The sequence below is a fragment of the Micromonospora sp. URMC 103 genome (genome assembly GCF_051386435.1).
Taxonomy (GTDB): Bacteria; Actinomycetota; Actinomycetes; order Mycobacteriales; family Micromonosporaceae; genus Micromonospora.
This window is the reverse complement of record NZ_JBPQTR010000005.1, coordinates 1-16,011: the sequence shown is the minus strand read 5'-3', so window position 1 is coordinate 16,011 and position 16,011 is coordinate 1. Positions and strand designations below refer to the sequence as shown.

General features: G+C 70.9%; 9 protein-coding genes and 3 rRNA genes. 2 read left to right on the top strand and 10 right to left on the bottom strand.

Annotated features, from left to right (window positions below; translation table 11 throughout):
* Window positions 1–29 precede the first annotated feature (29 nt).
* The 5 genes from ACSNOA_RS13470 to ACSNOA_RS13450 form a co-directional block, all read right to left on the bottom strand.
* Window positions 30–3,800 (bottom strand): S8 family serine peptidase, encoded by a 3,771-nt coding sequence (locus ACSNOA_RS13470; protein WP_436658415.1) that lies wholly within the window; start codon window positions 3,798–3,800, stop codon window positions 30–32.
* A 302-nt stretch (window positions 3,801–4,102) separates the two neighbouring features.
* Window positions 4,103–4,987 carry an NAD kinase gene (locus ACSNOA_RS13465; protein WP_436658414.1) on the bottom strand — a complete coding sequence of 295 codons (885 nt, stop codon included), beginning with the start codon at window positions 4,985–4,987 and terminating at the stop codon, window positions 4,103–4,105.
* Window positions 4,988–5,078: 91 nt separating this feature from the next.
* Window positions 5,079–5,933: a TlyA family RNA methyltransferase gene (locus ACSNOA_RS13460; protein WP_436658413.1), complete on the bottom strand. Its 855-nt coding sequence runs from the start codon at window positions 5,931–5,933 to the stop codon at window positions 5,079–5,081.
* A gap of 13 nt (window positions 5,934–5,946) precedes the next feature.
* On the bottom strand, window positions 5,947–6,252 hold the full coding sequence (locus tag ACSNOA_RS13455) for a hypothetical protein (protein ID WP_436658412.1): 306 nt from the start codon (window positions 6,250–6,252) through the stop codon (window positions 5,947–5,949).
* Between the two features lie 52 nt (window positions 6,253–6,304).
* A complete protein-coding gene (locus tag ACSNOA_RS13450; protein ID WP_436658410.1) occupies window positions 6,305–7,042 on the bottom strand; it encodes a phasin family protein in 738 nt (245 codons plus the stop codon).
* Window positions 7,043–7,156: 114 nt separating this feature from the next.
* Between ACSNOA_RS13450 and ACSNOA_RS13445 the strand changes: the two genes are divergently transcribed.
* On the top strand, window positions 7,157–7,495 hold the full coding sequence (locus ACSNOA_RS13445) for an alkyl sulfatase C-terminal domain-containing protein (RefSeq protein ID WP_436658409.1): 339 nt from the start codon (window positions 7,157–7,159) through the stop codon (window positions 7,493–7,495).
* 81 nt (window positions 7,496–7,576) lie between these two features.
* Here ACSNOA_RS13445 and ACSNOA_RS13440 read toward each other — a convergent pair whose 3' ends face one another.
* Both ACSNOA_RS13440 and ACSNOA_RS13435 read right to left on the bottom strand, forming a co-directional pair.
* Entirely contained in the window at window positions 7,577–8,596 is a 1,020-nt protein-coding gene (locus ACSNOA_RS13440; RefSeq protein ID WP_436658408.1) for an HAD-IIA family hydrolase, read from the bottom strand.
* On the bottom strand, window positions 8,593–9,549 hold the full coding sequence (locus ACSNOA_RS13435; protein ID WP_436662283.1) for a tetratricopeptide repeat protein: 957 nt from the start codon (window positions 9,547–9,549) through the stop codon (window positions 8,593–8,595). The genes ACSNOA_RS13440 and ACSNOA_RS13435 overlap by 4 nt, the downstream gene beginning before the upstream one ends.
* On the opposite strand from ACSNOA_RS13435, the gene ACSNOA_RS13430 reads away from it, so the two are divergent.
* On the top strand, window positions 9,454–11,187 hold the full coding sequence (locus ACSNOA_RS13430) for a hypothetical protein (protein WP_436662460.1): 1,734 nt from the start codon (window positions 9,454–9,456) through the stop codon (window positions 11,185–11,187). The two genes, ACSNOA_RS13435 and ACSNOA_RS13430, sit on opposite strands and share 96 nt — an antisense overlap.
* 90 nt (window positions 11,188–11,277) lie before the next feature.
* Here the strand turns inward: ACSNOA_RS13430 and rrf are convergent.
* The 3 genes from rrf to ACSNOA_RS13415 all read right to left on the bottom strand — a co-directional run.
* Window positions 11,278–11,394: ribosomal RNA gene (rrf, locus tag ACSNOA_RS13425) — 5S ribosomal RNA — on the bottom strand.
* An 89-nt stretch (window positions 11,395–11,483) separates the two neighbouring features.
* A 23S ribosomal RNA gene (locus ACSNOA_RS13420) occupies window positions 11,484–14,596 on the bottom strand.
* Window positions 14,597–14,970: 374 nt separating this feature from the next.
* Window positions 14,971–16,011 (bottom strand): 16S ribosomal RNA (locus ACSNOA_RS13415); the annotation flags it as partial.

Here is a 16,011-nt window from a genome sequence, read left to right as displayed (position 1 = left end):
GACGGCCCGAGCCGTCCCGCCCGTGCGCGTCAGCGCAGCCCGTACGCGTCGACCACGGTCTGGTCGACGCTGTTGCCGGCGCGGTCCGCGGCGTGCACCCGCAGCGACACGGTCCCGTGCCCGGCGGGCACCATCGCCGTGAACCGGGTGCCGGAGCCGTGCACCGGCGCCGGACGCCAACTCTTTCCGCCGTCGAACGAGACCTCGACCCGCACGTCGGTCCCGCGTGGCGCCGGCACGCCCGCCGGCTGGCGCAGGGTCAGCCCGAGCTGGTGCGGCCGGTTGCCCGGCACCTCGCCGCGCAGGTCGGCCGGCACCTGGTAGTCGACCTGGAGCAGCGGCAGCGGCCGGGCCGCGTCCCCGGCCGGTCGGGCCGAGGTGAACTGCCACGCGGTGTCCGTACGGGTGCCCCACCGCCACTCGGCCGAGGAGCGCTGCGTGCTGACGTCGAGCCGGTAGCGGGCGGCGTCCGGCGTGGTCGGCACCGGCGCCCAGGCGCCCGCGAGGTCGGCGATCTGCTTGCCGTCCCGGCTGAGCCGGGCCTGCACGGCGTCCTGCTCCTCGCCGCCGCCGGCGGCGCCCTCGTGGCCGTCGGCGTCGACGAACTCGGCCACCCGCAGGTCGAGGGTGTCCCCCGTGCGGCTGGGCACGGTCGCGGCGCCGGCCGGCACGGCCGGACGCACCACCGGGGCGTACCACGTCTCGGTCTCCCGGTCGTCGGCCGCGTACCGTCGCGGCTCCCCGGCCAGGCCGCCGGTGAGCTGGCCGGCGCCCATGAAGCTGAGCTGGTGCAGCACCCGCTGCTGCCACCACGAGTCCCCGGCGCTCACGAACTCCTGCCGCGTCGTGCCGGTACGCACGATCCGCTGGTCGTCGTTCCAGGAGTACTCCTGCCACGGCCGCCAGCCGAAGCGCTGCTCGCTGGCCCAGTCGAACCCGCCGGTGTCGCCGTACCGCGCGGTGACCTCGGCGGTGTTCTCGGCCGTCACCCGGTGCACGATGCGCTCCGGGACGCGCCCCTTCGACACCTGCCACACGTCGTACAGGTAGGGGCTGTCCACGGTGAGCGTGAGGTTCAGCGACGCGCGTCCGGCTTTCGCGGCCGCGATCAGCCGCTGTCCGTCGTCGTACGCCACGACCATCGACGGGATCGGCAGGCGCTCGCCGGTGGGACGCCAGACCGTCCACGCGCTCCAGTCGGCCGGCCGGACGATGAGCACCGCCGCGGCGCCGGCCGCGGCAGCCGCGGCGATCTGGTCGTTCTCGGCACGCTCCGCGCTGCCCTCGACGAGAACGGCCGCGCCACGGGCCCGGCTCAGCTCGGCCGGCGTCCCGGCGCCGCCCCACACGAACGGCAGCTTCCGCCGCCCGGCGGGGGCCGGCGACTGACCCAGCAGGTTGATGTCCAGCGGCCCGGCCACCTTGCCGACCTGGGCGTCCACCATGGGCGCCACGAGCTGCCAGCGGGAGGAGAACTCGAACTCGCCCTGGCGCACCGGCCGCGTCGGCGTGACGTTCACCTGCTGCACCGTGCTGAACGTCATGACGCCGTGGTCGACCTGCCGGCCGTTGCCGAAGACCCGGTGCTCGTAGAAGCTGATCGCGGCGCGCTGCTCCGTCGGCTTCGGCGTCTCGATGCGGATCGGGGTGCCCTTGCGCGGGTCGAGCACCACGGTCAGGTCCCGGTCCACCACGAGCTCCGGGTCGGTGACCATGGTGACCTGCTCGTCGAGCGGGGCGCCGTGCTCGATGAGGCTCTCCAGGAGGTACGTGCCCTCCTCCACCCGCACCTGCGCCTCGAAGGGAACCCAGCCGAGGTAGTCGGAGTCGGGGTGCTCCCCGAAGAGCGTGAGCACCGACGCCAGGCCCGGCTTGCCGGCCATGTCCAGCGCCCGGACGGTGACGGTGTGGACCGGGCCGCTCAGGGTGACGCCCACGGCGGTGCGTACCGCGACGCCGTCGGGGCCGGTGGCCACCAGCCACCCGCCGTACGTGCCGCGGTCCAGCTTCGCCGGGTCGGCCCGCAGCGGGACGGCCACGCTGCCGCCGGCCGGCACGGTCACCTCGCTGGCGCCGACCGACACCCCGTCGGCCTCCGCGGCGCCGCTGTCCAGGTTCCGCAGCTCCAGCGCGAGGCGCAGGGTCCGCGCCGCGCCGGTGGTGTTCGTGTACGTGACGGTCCGCTCGGCCGGCGCGCCACCGCTGGTCAGACGAGCGAAGTCGGCGGTGGCCGACCCGTACACCCGCTGGCTCAGCGCCCGTGCCACGTCAACCCGACCGCCGCCCTGCTCGAAGACGGTGAGCTCCGGGTTGTTCTTCGCGGTGCTGACCAGGGCGTCCTTGAGGCGGCCGGCCGGCCAGTCGGGGTGCTCCTGCGCGAGGATGGCGGCGGCGCCCGCGACGTGCGGGGTGGCCATCGAGGTGCCCGACGCGGCCGTGTACGCCTCGTCCACGGGCGTACCCATGCTGGTGCCCGCCGCGCGGGCCGCCACGATCCCGACACCCGGCGCGGTGATCTCGGGCTTCAGGCCGTTGTCGCCGACCCGCGGGCCGCGGCTGGAGAACTCGGCGAGGGCGTCGTTCCGGTCGACGGCGCCCACGGTGAGGGCCGCGCTGGCCGCGCCCGGCGACCCGACGGTGCCCGGGGCGCCCTCGTTGCCGGCGGCCACCACGAACAGCGCGCCGGTCTCGGCCGTGAGGTCGTCGACGGCCTGGCTCATGGGGTCGGTGCCGTCGGTCGGAGCGCCGCCGAGGCTCATGCTGACGACCTTCGCGCCGGAGTGGGCGGCCCACTCCATGCCCGCGATGATCGACGAGTCGTAGCCGGAGCCGGAGTCGTCGAGCACCTTGCCGATGAGCAGCTTCGCACCCGGCGCCACGCCCTTGCGCAGCCCGTCGGACGCCGCGCCGCTGCCCGCGATGGTGGCCGCCACGTGGGTGCCGTGGCCCTGCCCGTCCCGGGCGCTGCCGGTGCCGCTGAAGTCCTGCGCCTCGGCGATCCGCCCGGCCAGGTCGGGATGGGTGTCGTCGACGCCGGTGTCGAGCACCGCGACGCGGACACCGCTGCCGTCCCGGCCGGCCGCCCACGCCGCGGGCGCGCCGATCTGCGGCACGCTGTGCTCCAGCGCGGGGTGGACCCGACCGTCCAGCCACACCCGGGCGATGCCGGCGCCGAGCCGGACCGGCCCCGTCGCCGCCGTACGCCCTGCCGGCGTGGCCCGCAGCGAACCCCACAGCTCGTCGAGGTCGCCCTTGCCGACGCGTACGGCGGCGCCGTTGATGCTCTCCAACGGCCGCGCGTTCGTGGTCCCCGCCAGCGGGCGGACGCGGCCGGCGGCCGGCTCCTGGTAGCGCACGATCAGCGGCAGGCTGCCCTGCGCAGCGTCGCCGTACCCCTGCGCGACGAGCTCCTCCACGTCGAACAGGTCGGCGTCGAGCACGCCCGCGCTCACGTACGGCACGACGTCGCTGGGCAGCACCCGCAGCCCGCCGTCGGCCGACACGGTCTGGAAGGTGATCCGCTCGCGGCCCGGCCCGGGGTGGACGGTGGCGGCGGTGCGGCCGGGCGCGGCCGGGACGAGGTCGACCTGGTCACCGGTGATCAGGGTGACGCGGGCGGGCGCGGCGCCCGGGGTGGGCTGGCTCGGGCCGGCAGGCGCGGGTTGGTTCGGTCCGGCGGCGGGCGCTGCCTGGTTCGGGCCGGCGGGCCGGGCGGGCGGGTCGGCGGACGCCGGTGTGGCGAGCCCGACCACCAGCGCCCCGACCGCGCCGGCGGCGAGCCAGCGTGGGGGCCTGTGCATGCGATGCGCTCCTCTACTCCAGGGTCGGCACCACTCGGGGCGACCGATCGGAGTCTGCGACGGAGATCATCGGGTGGTCACTAGGCACGGGCCGCCGCACCGGCGACATGTCGCCAGGTGGACACGCGGCGACGGACACCGGACGGCCGCGTGGCCGGCGGGTGACCGCGGGGGCCGGGGCTCAGTGCTGATTCGCTTGGCTTGGTCGACGCCGTTCCGGCGATGTGGCGGTATCCACCTCGTCGGGATACCGCCACATCGGCGAAACGGAGCAAACCAGCGGACGTCGCGGGAGGGGCTGGTCAGCGGCGGGAGCCGCGCCAGCCCTGCACGGGCAGCCCGAACTTGGCGACCAGCCGGTCGGTGAACGGCCGGTCCCGCAGCCGGACGATCCGCACCGGCAGCGCGCCGCGCCGCACCGTGACGCGGGCGCCCGGCGGCAGGTCGTACACCCGCCGTCCGTCGCAGGCCAGGACGGCGAGGGTGGTGAACGGGTCCACGGTGATCGCGAACGTCGAGGTGGGCGCGGTGACCAGCGGGCGGCTGAACAGCGCGTGCGCGCTGATCGGCACCAGCAGCAGCGCTTCGACCTCGGGCCAGACCACCGGCCCGCCGCCGGAGAACGCGTACGCCGTGGAGCCGGTGGGGGTCGCGCAGACGACCCCGTCGCAGCCGTACCGCGACAGCGGGCGGCCGTCCACGTCGACGAGGAGTTCGAGCATCTGGGCCCGCTCCCCCTTCTCGACGCTGACCTCGTTGAGCGCCCACGACTCGATCGTCGGCCCGCCCTCGAACTCCGCCGTGACGTCGAGGGTGAGGCGTTCGTCGACGGTGTAGTTGCGCCCGACCACGTCGCGTACGGCGCGGTCGAGGTCGCCGATCTCGGCCTCGGCGAGGAAGCCGACCTTGCCGAGGTTGATGCCGAGCAGCGGCGCCTTCGCCGGCCGGGCCAGCTCGGCCGCGCGCAGGAAGGTGCCGTCCCCGCCGAGCGCGAAGACGATCTCGGCACCCTCGGCGGCGTCCGGCCCGCTGACCGGGACGACGCCGGGCAGGTCGAGGTCGTCGGCCTCCTCGGCGACCACGCGTACCTCGAAGCCGGCGGCGATCAGGTCGCCGGCCACCGTCCGGGCGTGTTCGGTGCTGCGCCGCCGGCCGGTGTGGGTAACCAGCAGAGCCGTCCGGCTCACCGCGCCCGCCTCCCGCTCGTACGCCGCTCCACGGCGACCGAGGTGCCGGCGCGGGCCACCCGGCCCGCGACGCCACGCCCGCTGCTCGCAATCACCCTGCGACCTCCTCCGCCGCCGCCCCCGGCACCTCGCCGGGCGTCGTGGGGCCCTGCGGCCCGGCCTCGACCACCGCCCGCACCCGCCGCGGGTCCGCCGGTGGCGCGCCCCGGCGTAACCATACGAAGAACTCCACGTTGCCGCTCGGTCCCGGCAGGGGGCTCGCCGCCACGTCGGCCAGGCCGAGACCGAGCCCGACGGCGGCCTCCGCCACGTCGAGCACCGCCTCGGCGCGCAGCTCCGGGTCGCGCACCACGCCGCCGGCGCCGACCCGCTCCTTGCCGACCTCGAACTGCGGCTTGACCATCAGCGCCAGGTCCCCGTCCGGACGGGTGCAGCCGGCCAGGGCCGGCAGGACCAGCCGCAGCGAGATGAACGACAGGTCCGCCACGGTGAGGTCGACCGGCCCACCGATCGCCTCCGGGGTGAGCGAGCGGACGTTGGTCCGCTCGAAGACGCGCACCCGCTCGTCGGTACGCAGCGGCCAGGCGAGCTGGCCGTAGCCCACGTCCACGGCGACCACCTCGGCGGCGCCGGCGCGCAGCAGCACGTCGGTGAAGCCGCCGGTCGAGGCGCCGGCGTCCAGGCACCGCCGGCCGGCCACCGACAGCCCCGCGAACGCGGCCAGCGCACCGGCCAGCTTGTGACCGCCCCGGGAGACGTACTCCGAGACCGGGTCCTCGCCGGTGACCAGCAGCGCGTCCGCCGGGTCGACCATGGCGGCCGGTTTGCGGGCCGGTACCCCGCGCAGCTGGACCCGGCCGGCCTCCACCAGCGCGGCGGCCTGCTCGCGGGAGCGGGCGAGGCCACGGCGGACCAGTTCGGCGTCCAGCCGGTTGCGTCGTGCCATCGGTTCTCCGGTCTCAGGCCTGGTCGATGCTCGCGAGCGTCTCGCGCAGCGTCTCGTAGGCGGCCTCGTACTGTGCGATCTGGTCGGCCGGGGCGAGCGACGACGCGTTGATCATCGCCTGGACGGCGGCGTCGACCGCCGGGTGCCCGGGACCGTCGAGGTCGTCGTCCACGGTCGGCGCCGGCCGTCCCCCGGGCGGCGGCCCCGGACGCGGGGCGACACCACCGGGCGGCGGACCGGGCCGGGCCCCCGGGGTGCCGCCGGGCGGAGGGCCGGGACGGGCGCCGGGCGGGGGGCCGGGACGGTACGGGCCGGTCACGACCGGCTCGCCGGTTGTGGCGCGGTCACTCGGTGCCGCGGCTGCGGGCGGGTCACTCGGTGCCGCCCGGCTGCTGCCTACGGGCCACCTTCTTCGGCGGATGGGCCGGCTCGGCGTCGCCGCCGGTCGTGCTCAACGTCCCCGGCGACCGGCGTACCACGGCCTTACCGGGCTCGGCCTTCTTGGCGACCGCCTTCTTGGCCACGGCCTTCTTGGCGACCTTCTTCCCGACGGCCTTCTTGGCCGGCGGCGTGGACACCGGCGCCGACAGCGACCCCGTGGACGGAACCTGACCGGGGGCCGGCGGCGCGGGCGGCGCGGCGGCCGGTTCCGGGCGGGACTGGGCCGCGGTGACCGGGGCGGGCGTACGCGGCGGTCCGGACGGCGCCTCCGCGGTGGGCTGCGCCGCCCCCGCGCCCGGCGCCGCGCTGGGCTGCGCCGTTCCCGCGGCGGGCTTTGCCGCGCCCGCGCCCGGCTCCGCGCCGGGCGACCGCGCCTCGCGCAGCTGCCGCTCCAGCTCGTGCACCCGACGGGTCAGCTCCCCGACCTCCTCGGCGGTAGCGAGCCCCACCGCGCCGAGCGCGCGGTCGACCTCGAAGCGGACGAGCTTGGTGAGCGCGTCGCGGTTCGCCATGCCGGTGGAGACGAGTTCCTCGCCGAGCGACTGGAGCTGGGCGGCGGTCGCGCCACCCGAGCCCACGAGCCGGCGCACCACGTCCTGGGCCTTCTTCCGGGGCGCCTCCGTCAGGCCCATGGCCAGTCCGAGGTAGGCGCGCCACGCGTCCTGCATGCCTGAGTCCTTCCGCGGGGCGGGGATGTGCACTTGTCACGCTACCGGGCACCCGAGATCGTCCTGTGCGGTACGGTGCCGGGGACGGCGTGGCGTCAGGTGAGGGGGCGACGGGTGGCCAGCGTGGACGAGTGTCGGCAGGCGTTGCAGGAGCTCGCTGCCCGGCTGGACGCCAACGCCGCGACGGTGCGCGAACGCGTCGACATGGACCGGACGCTCGCCTGCCGCATCACGGACCTGGACACGGCGTTCCACGGCCGGCTGACCGACGGCCGGCTGGTCGACCTGACCGACGGCGACGACCCGAAGGCCAAGATCGCCCTGAGCACCAGCAGCGACGACCTGGTCGCGCTCGTGCGGGGCGACCTCGACATCGCCCGCGCGGTGGCATCCCGCCGGGTGTCGATCAAGGCCAACCCGTTCGACCTCATGAAGCTCCGCAAGCTGCTCTGAGCCCTCCGACAGGCCCATCATCGGCGCCTCGGGGCGACGACGCGGGCCTCTGCGGACGGCGGAGCCGGCGTCGGCGGTGGCTCAGGCCGGGAGGCCGAGCGCGGCCAGCGCGTCGGTGGCATCCGGCGATGCGGCACGGACCACCGGCGCCGCCGGGGCCGACCAGGCCGCGCCGCACAGCACGGCGAGCGCGTCCAGGGGCCTTCCCGCGCCGCTGAGCTCCAGGCCGCCGGCGCGCGCCGCCACCGACCAGCCGCCGGTGTCCGCCGCGGCCGGCACCCGCACCACGGCCGCCGGGTCGAACAACCCGGCCAGGTCCCGCGACACGTACGTGGGCCGGCGCGCCGGTTCGGCGGCCAGCAACTCGGGCACGTCGCTCACGCCGGTCAGGACGAGCAGGCTGTCCAGCCCGGCCCGCCGTGCGCCCTCGATGTCGGTGTCCAGCCGGTCGCCGACCACCAGCGTCCGGCCCCCCTCGACGCGGCGGGCCGCCGTGGCGAAGAGTTCCGGCTCGGGCTTGCCCACCACGACGTCCGGCTCACGACCGAGCGCCGTGCGCAGCACGGCCACCAGGGCACCGTTGCCGGGGAGCGGACCACGCCCACTAGGCAGTGTGCGGTCGGTGTTCGTGGCGATCCAGGTGGCACCGGCACGGACCGCCACGGTGGCCTCGGCCAGGTGGGCCCAGCCGACCTGCGGCCCGTACCCCTGCACCACCGCCCGCGGCGCCTCGTCGGCCCGGTCGACCGGGGTGAGGCCGGCCGCGGCGATCTCCGCGCGCAGCGCCTCCGCGCCCACCACGAGCACGGGCGAACCGGCCGGCAGCCGGTCGCGGAGCATCTCGGCGGCGGCCGCGGCGCTGCTCAGCACCTCCTCCGGCCGCGCCGGGACGCCCATGCCGGTGAGCAGGTCGGCCACCTCGCTCGAGCGGCGGGAGGCGTTGTTCGTGGCGTACGCGACGGCGCGTCCCTCGGCGTGCAGCCGGCCGACCGCCTCCACGGCGCCGGGGATCGGCCGGTCGATCAGGTAGATCACGCCGTCCAGGTCGAAGACGACCTGGGCGTACCCGTCGACCAGCCGTCCCCCGGCGTCCCCGCTCACCGGGCGGCCGGACCGGTCTCGTCGTCGACCGGGGCCTCGGCGCCCGCACGGGCGGCCAGGTCCGGATCGTCCGCTCCGCCGCGGCCTACGACGTCCTCGGCCGTCACCCGGCCGACATCGGTGGGCCCGGCCTGCGCGGGCGCGTCGTCCTCGTCGTCGTCATCATCGTCGGCGTCGGACTCGTCGTCCTCGTCGGACTCGTCGTCGTCATCGTCGGACTCGTCGTCGAACTCGTCCTCGTCGTCTGTGGCGCCGGCGAGGTCGGTGTCGGGCCGGGCCGGCACGCCCCCGGGCGCACCCGGGCCCGTGGCGATGTCCTCGCCCGCCTCCTCGTCCTCGTCGTCTCCCTCGATGACCACACCGTCGAGTTCGAGCAGGCGCTCCGCCGCGTCCGTCTCACCCTCGGCGTCCACCTCGGCGGCGCGGGAGAACCACTCGCGGGCCTCGTCGCGCCGGCCCACCGCCAGCAGCGCGTCGGCGTACGCGTAACGGAGCCGCGCCGCCCACGGCTCGTCCGCGTCGCTGGTCAGCTCGCGGACCTGGAGCATGGCGACGGCCGCGTCCTTCTGGCCGAGGTCGCCACGGGCGCCGGCCGCGACGATCAACAGCTCGATGGCGGTGGTCGAGTCGAGAGTGTCCCGGTTCGCGCCGCGGTACAGGTCGATGGCCCGCTCCGGCCGCCCGAGCGCCCGCTCGCAGTCGGCCAGCACGGCAAGGTGGCTCTGCAGGCCGGTCATCCGGTGGTACGTGCGCAGCTCCGCGATCGCGGTCTGCCACTCCCCCGCGTGGTACGCGGCCAGGCCGACGGCCTCTCGCACCGCGGAGATGCGGGACGCGAGCCGCCGCGCGGCCAGCGCGTGCGCCAGCGCCTCGGCCGGATCCTCGTCGATCAGCTGGCCGGTCGCGACCAGGTGCCGGGCGACCGTCTCGGCGACCGGCTTGGCGAGCGACAGCAGCTCGGCGCGGACGTCCTTGTCCAGGTCCGTCGCGACGATGTCGTCAGCCAGTACGGGCGGCGCGGTCCGCTCGCCCGCGGCGCCCTCCGCACGCGGCTCCCGCTCGGCGCGCCGATCCTCGCCCCGACGGTCGTCCCGCTGCCGTTCGCCGCGGAAACCGCCCTCACGACGGTCGCCACCGCGGGAGCCCTCACGGTCCCCGCGGAAACCACCCTCACGACGGTCTCCGCCACGGAACCCGCCTTCGCGGCGCTCGCCCTGGTCCCGACGGTCCCCGCCGCGGGAGCCCTCACGGTCCCCGCGGAAACCACCCTCACGACGGTCTCCGCCACGGAACCCGCCTTCGCGGCGCTCGCCCTGGTCCCGACGGTCCCCACCACGGAAGCCACCCTCACGACGGTCACCACCGCGGAAGCCCTCACGGTCCCCGCGGAAACCACCCTCACGACGCTCACCGCCACGGAACCCGCCTTCGCGGCGCTCGCCCTGGTCCCGACGGTCCCCACCACGGAAGCCACCCTCACGACGGTCACCACCGCGGAAGCCCTCACGGTCCCCGCGGAAGCCACCCTCACGACGATCACCGCCACGGAAGCCGCCCTCACGACGCTCACCGCCGCGGAAGCCACCCTCACGGTCACCGCCACGGAAACCGCCCTCGCGACGCTCACCGCCACGGAAACCAGCTCGGTCGCCACCGCGGAAATCCGCGTCGCGGTCGGCCGCACGGAAGCCGCCCGGACGATCCCCGCCCCGGAACCCGCCGGCGCGCTCGCCGCCCCGGTAGCCCCGCTCCCGGTCGCCGCCGTCGCGGCGGTCTCCGCCGCGGAAACCTTCCCGGTCGCCGCCCCGGAACCCGCTGTCGCGGTCGCCACCCCGGTAGCCGCCCTCACGGCGGTCACCACCGCGGAAGCCCTGGTCGCGGTCCCCACCGCGGAACCCGCCCTCGCGGCGCTCACCGCCACGGAAGCCACCTTCACGGCGGTCGCCACCACGGAAGCCCTGGTCGCGGTCCCCACCGCGGAAGCCGCCCTCGCGGCGCTCACCGCCACGGAACCCGCCCTCACGGCGCTCGCCGCCACGGAAGCCACCTTCACGGCGGTCGCCACCACGGAAGCCCTGGTCGCGGTCCCCACCGCGGAAGGCGCCCTCACGGCGGTCACCACCACGGAAGCCCTCACGGTCCCCACGGAAGCCACCCTCGCGGCGCTCACCGCCACGGAACCCGCCCTCGCGGCGGTCTCCGCCGCGGAAACCTTCCCGGTCGCCGCGGAACCCGCTGTCGCGGTCGCCACCCCGGTAGCCGCCCTCGCGGCGCTCGCCGCCCCGGAAACCGCCCTCACGGTCGCCACCGCGGAAGCCGCCCTCACGGCGCTCACCGCCCCGGAAACCGCCCTCACGGCGGTCGCCGCCACGGAAGCCTTCACGGTCGCTACCGCGGAAGCCACCACCACGGCGGTCGCCACCGCGGAAGCCGCCCTCGCGGTCACCGCCCGTGTATCCCCGCGAGCCGCCCCGGTCGGCCCGCTGCGGCGCCTCGTCGCGGTCGTCACGCCGCGGTGCGCGGTCGCGCCCGCCCGACCCCTCGGTGCGGTCGTCGTAACGGCGGGGGCGGTCGCCGCCCTGCGGTCCTGAACTCACGGGTACATCCTTCCTGATTGCGCCATCCCTGGCGCTACGCAGTCGAGGGCCGACCCTACTGGGGCGGCCCTCGACTGGAAAATTGTCCGGCGGTGTCCTACTCTCCCACACCCTCGCGAGTGCAGTACCATCGGCGCTGGAGGGCTTAGCTTCCGGGTTCGGAATGTAACCGGGCGTTTCCCCTCCGCCATGACCGCCGTAACTCTATCGACATATCAAACAACACCCACACACACGCGGGGTTTGTTGTTCGTTTGTCGGGAGTTGCACAGTGGACGCGTAGCAGCTTCGTAGTCAAGTCCTCGGCCTATTAGTACCGGTCAACTGAACCCGTTACCGGGCTTACATTTCCGGCCTATCAACCCAGTCGTCTAGCTGGGGGCCTTACCCCACAAAGTGGGTGGGATACCTCATCTTGAAGCGAGCTTCCCGCTTAGATGCTTTCAGCGGTTATCCCTTCCGAACGTAGCTAACCAGCCGTGCCCCTGGCGGGACAACTGGCACACCAGAGGTTCGTCCGTCCCGGTCCTCTCGTACTAGGGACAGCCCTTCTCAAGTATCCTACGCGCGCGGCGGATAGGGACCGAACTGTCTCACGACGTTCTAAACCCAGCTCGCGTACCGCTTTAATGGGCGAACAGCCCAACCCTTGGGACCTGCTACAGCCCCAGGATGCGACGAGCCGACATCGAGGTGCCAAACCATCCCGTCGATATGGACTCTTGGGGAAGATCAGCCTGTTATCCCCGGGGTACCTTTTATCCGTTGAGCGACACCGCTTCCACACGCAAGTGCCGGATCACTAGTCCCGACTTTCGTCCCTGCTCGACCTGTCAGTCTCACAGTCAAGCTCCCTTGTGTACTTGCACTCAACACCTGATTGCCAACCAGGCTGAGGGAACCTTTGGGCGCCTCCGTTACCCTTTAGGAGGCAACCGCCCCAGTTAAACTACCCACCAGACACTGTCCCTGAACCGGATAACGGTCCGAAGTTAGATACCCAAATCAACCAGAGTGGTATTTCAAGATTGCCTCCACCCATACTGGCGTATGGACTTCACCGGCTCCCACCTATCCTACACAAGCTAATTCGGATACCAATGTCAAGCTATAGTAAAGGTCCCGGGGTCTTTCCGTCCTGCCGCGCGTAACGAGCATCTTTACTCGTAGTGCAATTTCGCCGGGCCTGTGGTTGAGACAGTGGGGAAGTCGTTACGCCATTCGTGCAGGTCGGAACTTACCCGACAAGGAATTTCGCTACCTTAGGATGGTTATAGTTACCACCGCCGTTTACTGGCGCTTAAGTTCTCCGCTTCGCCCCCGAAAGAGCTAACAGGTCCCCTTAACGTTCCAGCACCGGGCAGGCGTCAGTCCATATACATCGAATTACTTCTTCGCATGGACCTGTGTTTTTAGTAAACAGTCGCTTCCCCCTGCTCTCTGCGGCCATACAACGCTCCACCCGCGCGGGGCTTCACGTCTCCGGCCCCCCTTCTCCCTAAGTTACGGGGGCAATTTGCCGAGTTCCTTAACCACAGTTCGCCCGATCGCCTCGGTATTCTCTACCTGACCACCTGTGTCGGTTTGGGGTACGGGCCGCTCGGAACTCGCTAGAGGCTTTTCTCGGCAGCATAGGATCACTGACTTCACCTGAATCGGCTCGGCATCACGTCTCAGCCTTCATGCACCGCGGATTTGCCTACGGCACGGCCTACACGCTTACCCCGGCACAACCACCGGCCGGGCTCAGCTACCTTCCTGCGTCACCCCATCGCTTGACTACTACCCGCCAGGTTCCCACGCTCCCCGCGATTGGTCCGAAGACCGCCCACAGTTCGGGTGGTTAGCACAACGAGGTTCGTCAGGGTCGCTCCTTCGCGGGTACGGGAATATCAACCCGTTGTCCATCGACTACGCCTCTCGGCCTCGCCTTAGGTCCCGACTCACCCAGGGCGGATTAGCCTGGCCCTGGAACCCTTGGTCATCCGGCGGAAGGGTTTCTCACCCTTCTTTCGCTACTCATGCCTGCATTCTCACTCGTGCCGCGTCCACAACTCGATCACTCGGCTGCTTCACCCCCGGCACGACGCTCCCCTACCCACCCACACACCTGCACCAACACCCGAAGGCGCCAGCGAAGTTATTGTGTGAGTGCCACAGCTTCGGCGGTGTGCTTGAGCCCCGCTACATTGTCGGCGCGGAACCACTTGACCAGTGAGCTATTACGCACTCTTTAAAGGGTGGCTGCTTCTAAGCCAACCTCCTGGTTGTCTATGCGACCCCACATCCTTTTCCACTTAGCACACGCTTAGGGGCCTTAGCTGGTGATCTGGGCTGTTTCCCTCTCGACTACGAAGCTTATCCCCCGCAGTCTCACTGCCGCGCTCTCACTTACCGGCATTCGGAGTTTGGCTGATTTCGGTAAGCTTGTGGGCCCCCTAGACCATCCAGTGCTCTACCTCCGGCAAGAAACACGCGACGCTGCACCTAAATGCATTTCGGGGAGAACCAGCTATCACGGAGTTTGATTGGCCTTTCACCCCTAACCACAGGTCATCCCCCAACTTTTCAACGTTGGTGGGTTCGGCCCTCCACGCGGTCTTACCCGCGCTTCAGCCTGCCCATGGCTAGATCACCCCGCTTCGGGTCTAGGACACGCGACTGAATCGCCCTATTCAGACTCGCTTTCGCTACGGCTCCCCCACACGGGTTAACCTCGCCACATGCCACTAACTCGCAGGCTCATTCTTCAAAAGGCACGCCGTCACCCCGAAAGGCTCCGACGGATTGTAGGCGAACGGTTTCAGGTACTATTTCACTCCCCTCCCGGGGTACTTTTCACCATTCCCTCACGGTACTCGTCCGCTATCGGTCACCAGGAAGTATTTAGGCTTACCAGGTGGTCCTGGCAGATTCACGGCAGATTTCAGGAGTCCGCCGCTACTCGGGAACACCCACAGAAGACCAGCAGTTTTCACCTACCGGACTCTCACCGTCTACGGTCAGCCTTTCCAGACTATTCGACTAACCACTGGCTTTATAACTCCTCGAGTGCATGTCAGTACACTCAGTGGGGTCCCACAACCCCGACCACGCAACCCCTGACAGGTATCACACGCAGCCGGTTTAGCCTCAATCCGCTTTCGCTCGCCACTACTCACGGAATCACTAAATTGTTTTCTCTTCCTACGGGTACTGAGATGTTTCACTTCCCCGCGTTCCCCCCACACACCCTATGTGTTCAGGTGCGGGTGACTGGACATGACTCCAGCCGGGTTCCCCCATTCGGACACCCTGGGATCACAGCTCGGTTGACAGCTCCCCCAGGCCTATCGCGGCCTCCCACGTCCTTCATCGGCTCCTGGTGCCAAGGCATCCACCGTTCGCCCTTGACAACTTGACCACAAAGATGCTCGCGTCCACTGTGCAATTCTCAACAAACGACCAACCCACAACCCAAAAGCCCCACACCTACGACCCACATCAGGATCACGGTTTGCAGGACCAGGCCATGCCTGGCGCCTCGACGAGTTCACACTCGCCACCAAGGCTCTGAAAGACAACCGTGGTTGTTCTTTCAGGACCCAACAGGGTGCCCATCACCAGATCCCAGCCGCACCAGAGTTCAACCGTTCCCACCATCAAACGATGGCTGTACTAGGTGACCCCGGCCGTTGCCGGCATCCGACTCGCCAGTGTCTCCGCCATTGAGCACCCCGACCCGACATTCGCAGGTCGCGGGCTCCATACCACCTTTCGGTGGATGGTGCTCCTTAGAAAGGAGGTGATCCAGCCGCACCTTCCGGTACGGCTACCTTGTTACGACTTCGTCCCAATCGCCAGCCCCACCTTCGACGGCTCCCTCCACAAGGGTTGGGCCACCGGCTTCGGGTGTTGCCGACTTTCGTGACGTGACGGGCGGTGTGTACAAGGCCCGGGAACGTATTCACCGCAGCGTTGCTGATCTGCGATTACTAGCGACTCCGACTTCACGGGGTCGAGTTGCAGACCCCGATCCGAACTGAGACCGGCTTTTTGGGATTCGCTCCACCTCACGGTATCGAGCAGCCCATTGTACCGGCCATTGTAGCATGCGTGAAGCCCTGGACATAAGGGGCATGATGACTTGACGTCATCCCCACCTTCCTCCGAGTTGACCCCGGCAGTCTTCGATGAGTCCCCGCCATAACGCGCTGGCAACATCGAACGAGGGTTGCGCTCGTTGCGGGACTTAACCCAACATCTCACGACACGAGCTGACGACAGCCATGCACCACCTGTGACCGCCCCCGAAGGACCCGACATCTCTGCCGGTTTTGCGGCCATGTCAAACCCAGGTAAGGTTCTTCGCGTTGCATCGAATTAATCCACTGCTCCGCCGCTTTGTGCGGGCCCCCGTCAATTCCTTTGAGTTTTAGCCTTGCGGCCGTACTCCCCAGAGGCGGGGCGCTTAATGCGTTAGCTGCGGCACAGAGAACCGGAGAGGCTCCCCACACCTAGCGCCCAACGTTTACAGCGTGGACTACCAGGGTATCTAATCCTGTCCGCTCCCCACGCTTTCGCTCCTCAGCGTCAGTATCGGCCCAGAGACCCGCCTTCGCCACCGGTGTTCCTCCTGATATCTGCGCATTTCACCGCTACACCAGGAATTCCAGTCTCCCCTACCGAACTCTAGCCTGCCCGTTCCACTGCAGGCCCGCAGTTGAGCCGCGGGTTTTCACAGTCGACGCGACAAGCCGCCTACGAGCTCTTTACGCCCAATAAATCCGGACAACGCTCGCGCCCTACGTCTTACCGCGGCTGCTGGCACGTAGTTGG

What these genes read in the sequence shown, in the direction of transcription:
- ACSNOA_RS13470 (WP_436658415.1), bottom strand. Translation starts at nt 3,800, where the DNA reads ATGCACAGGCCCCCACGCTGGCTCGCCGCCGGCGCGGTCGGGGCGCTG.
- ACSNOA_RS13460 (WP_436658413.1), bottom strand. Translation starts at nt 5,933, where the DNA reads ATGGCACGACGCAACCGGCTGGACGCCGAACTGGTCCGCCGTGGCCTC.
- ACSNOA_RS13450 (WP_436658410.1), bottom strand. Translation starts at nt 7,042, where the DNA reads ATGCAGGACGCGTGGCGCGCCTACCTCGGACTGGCCATGGGCCTGACG.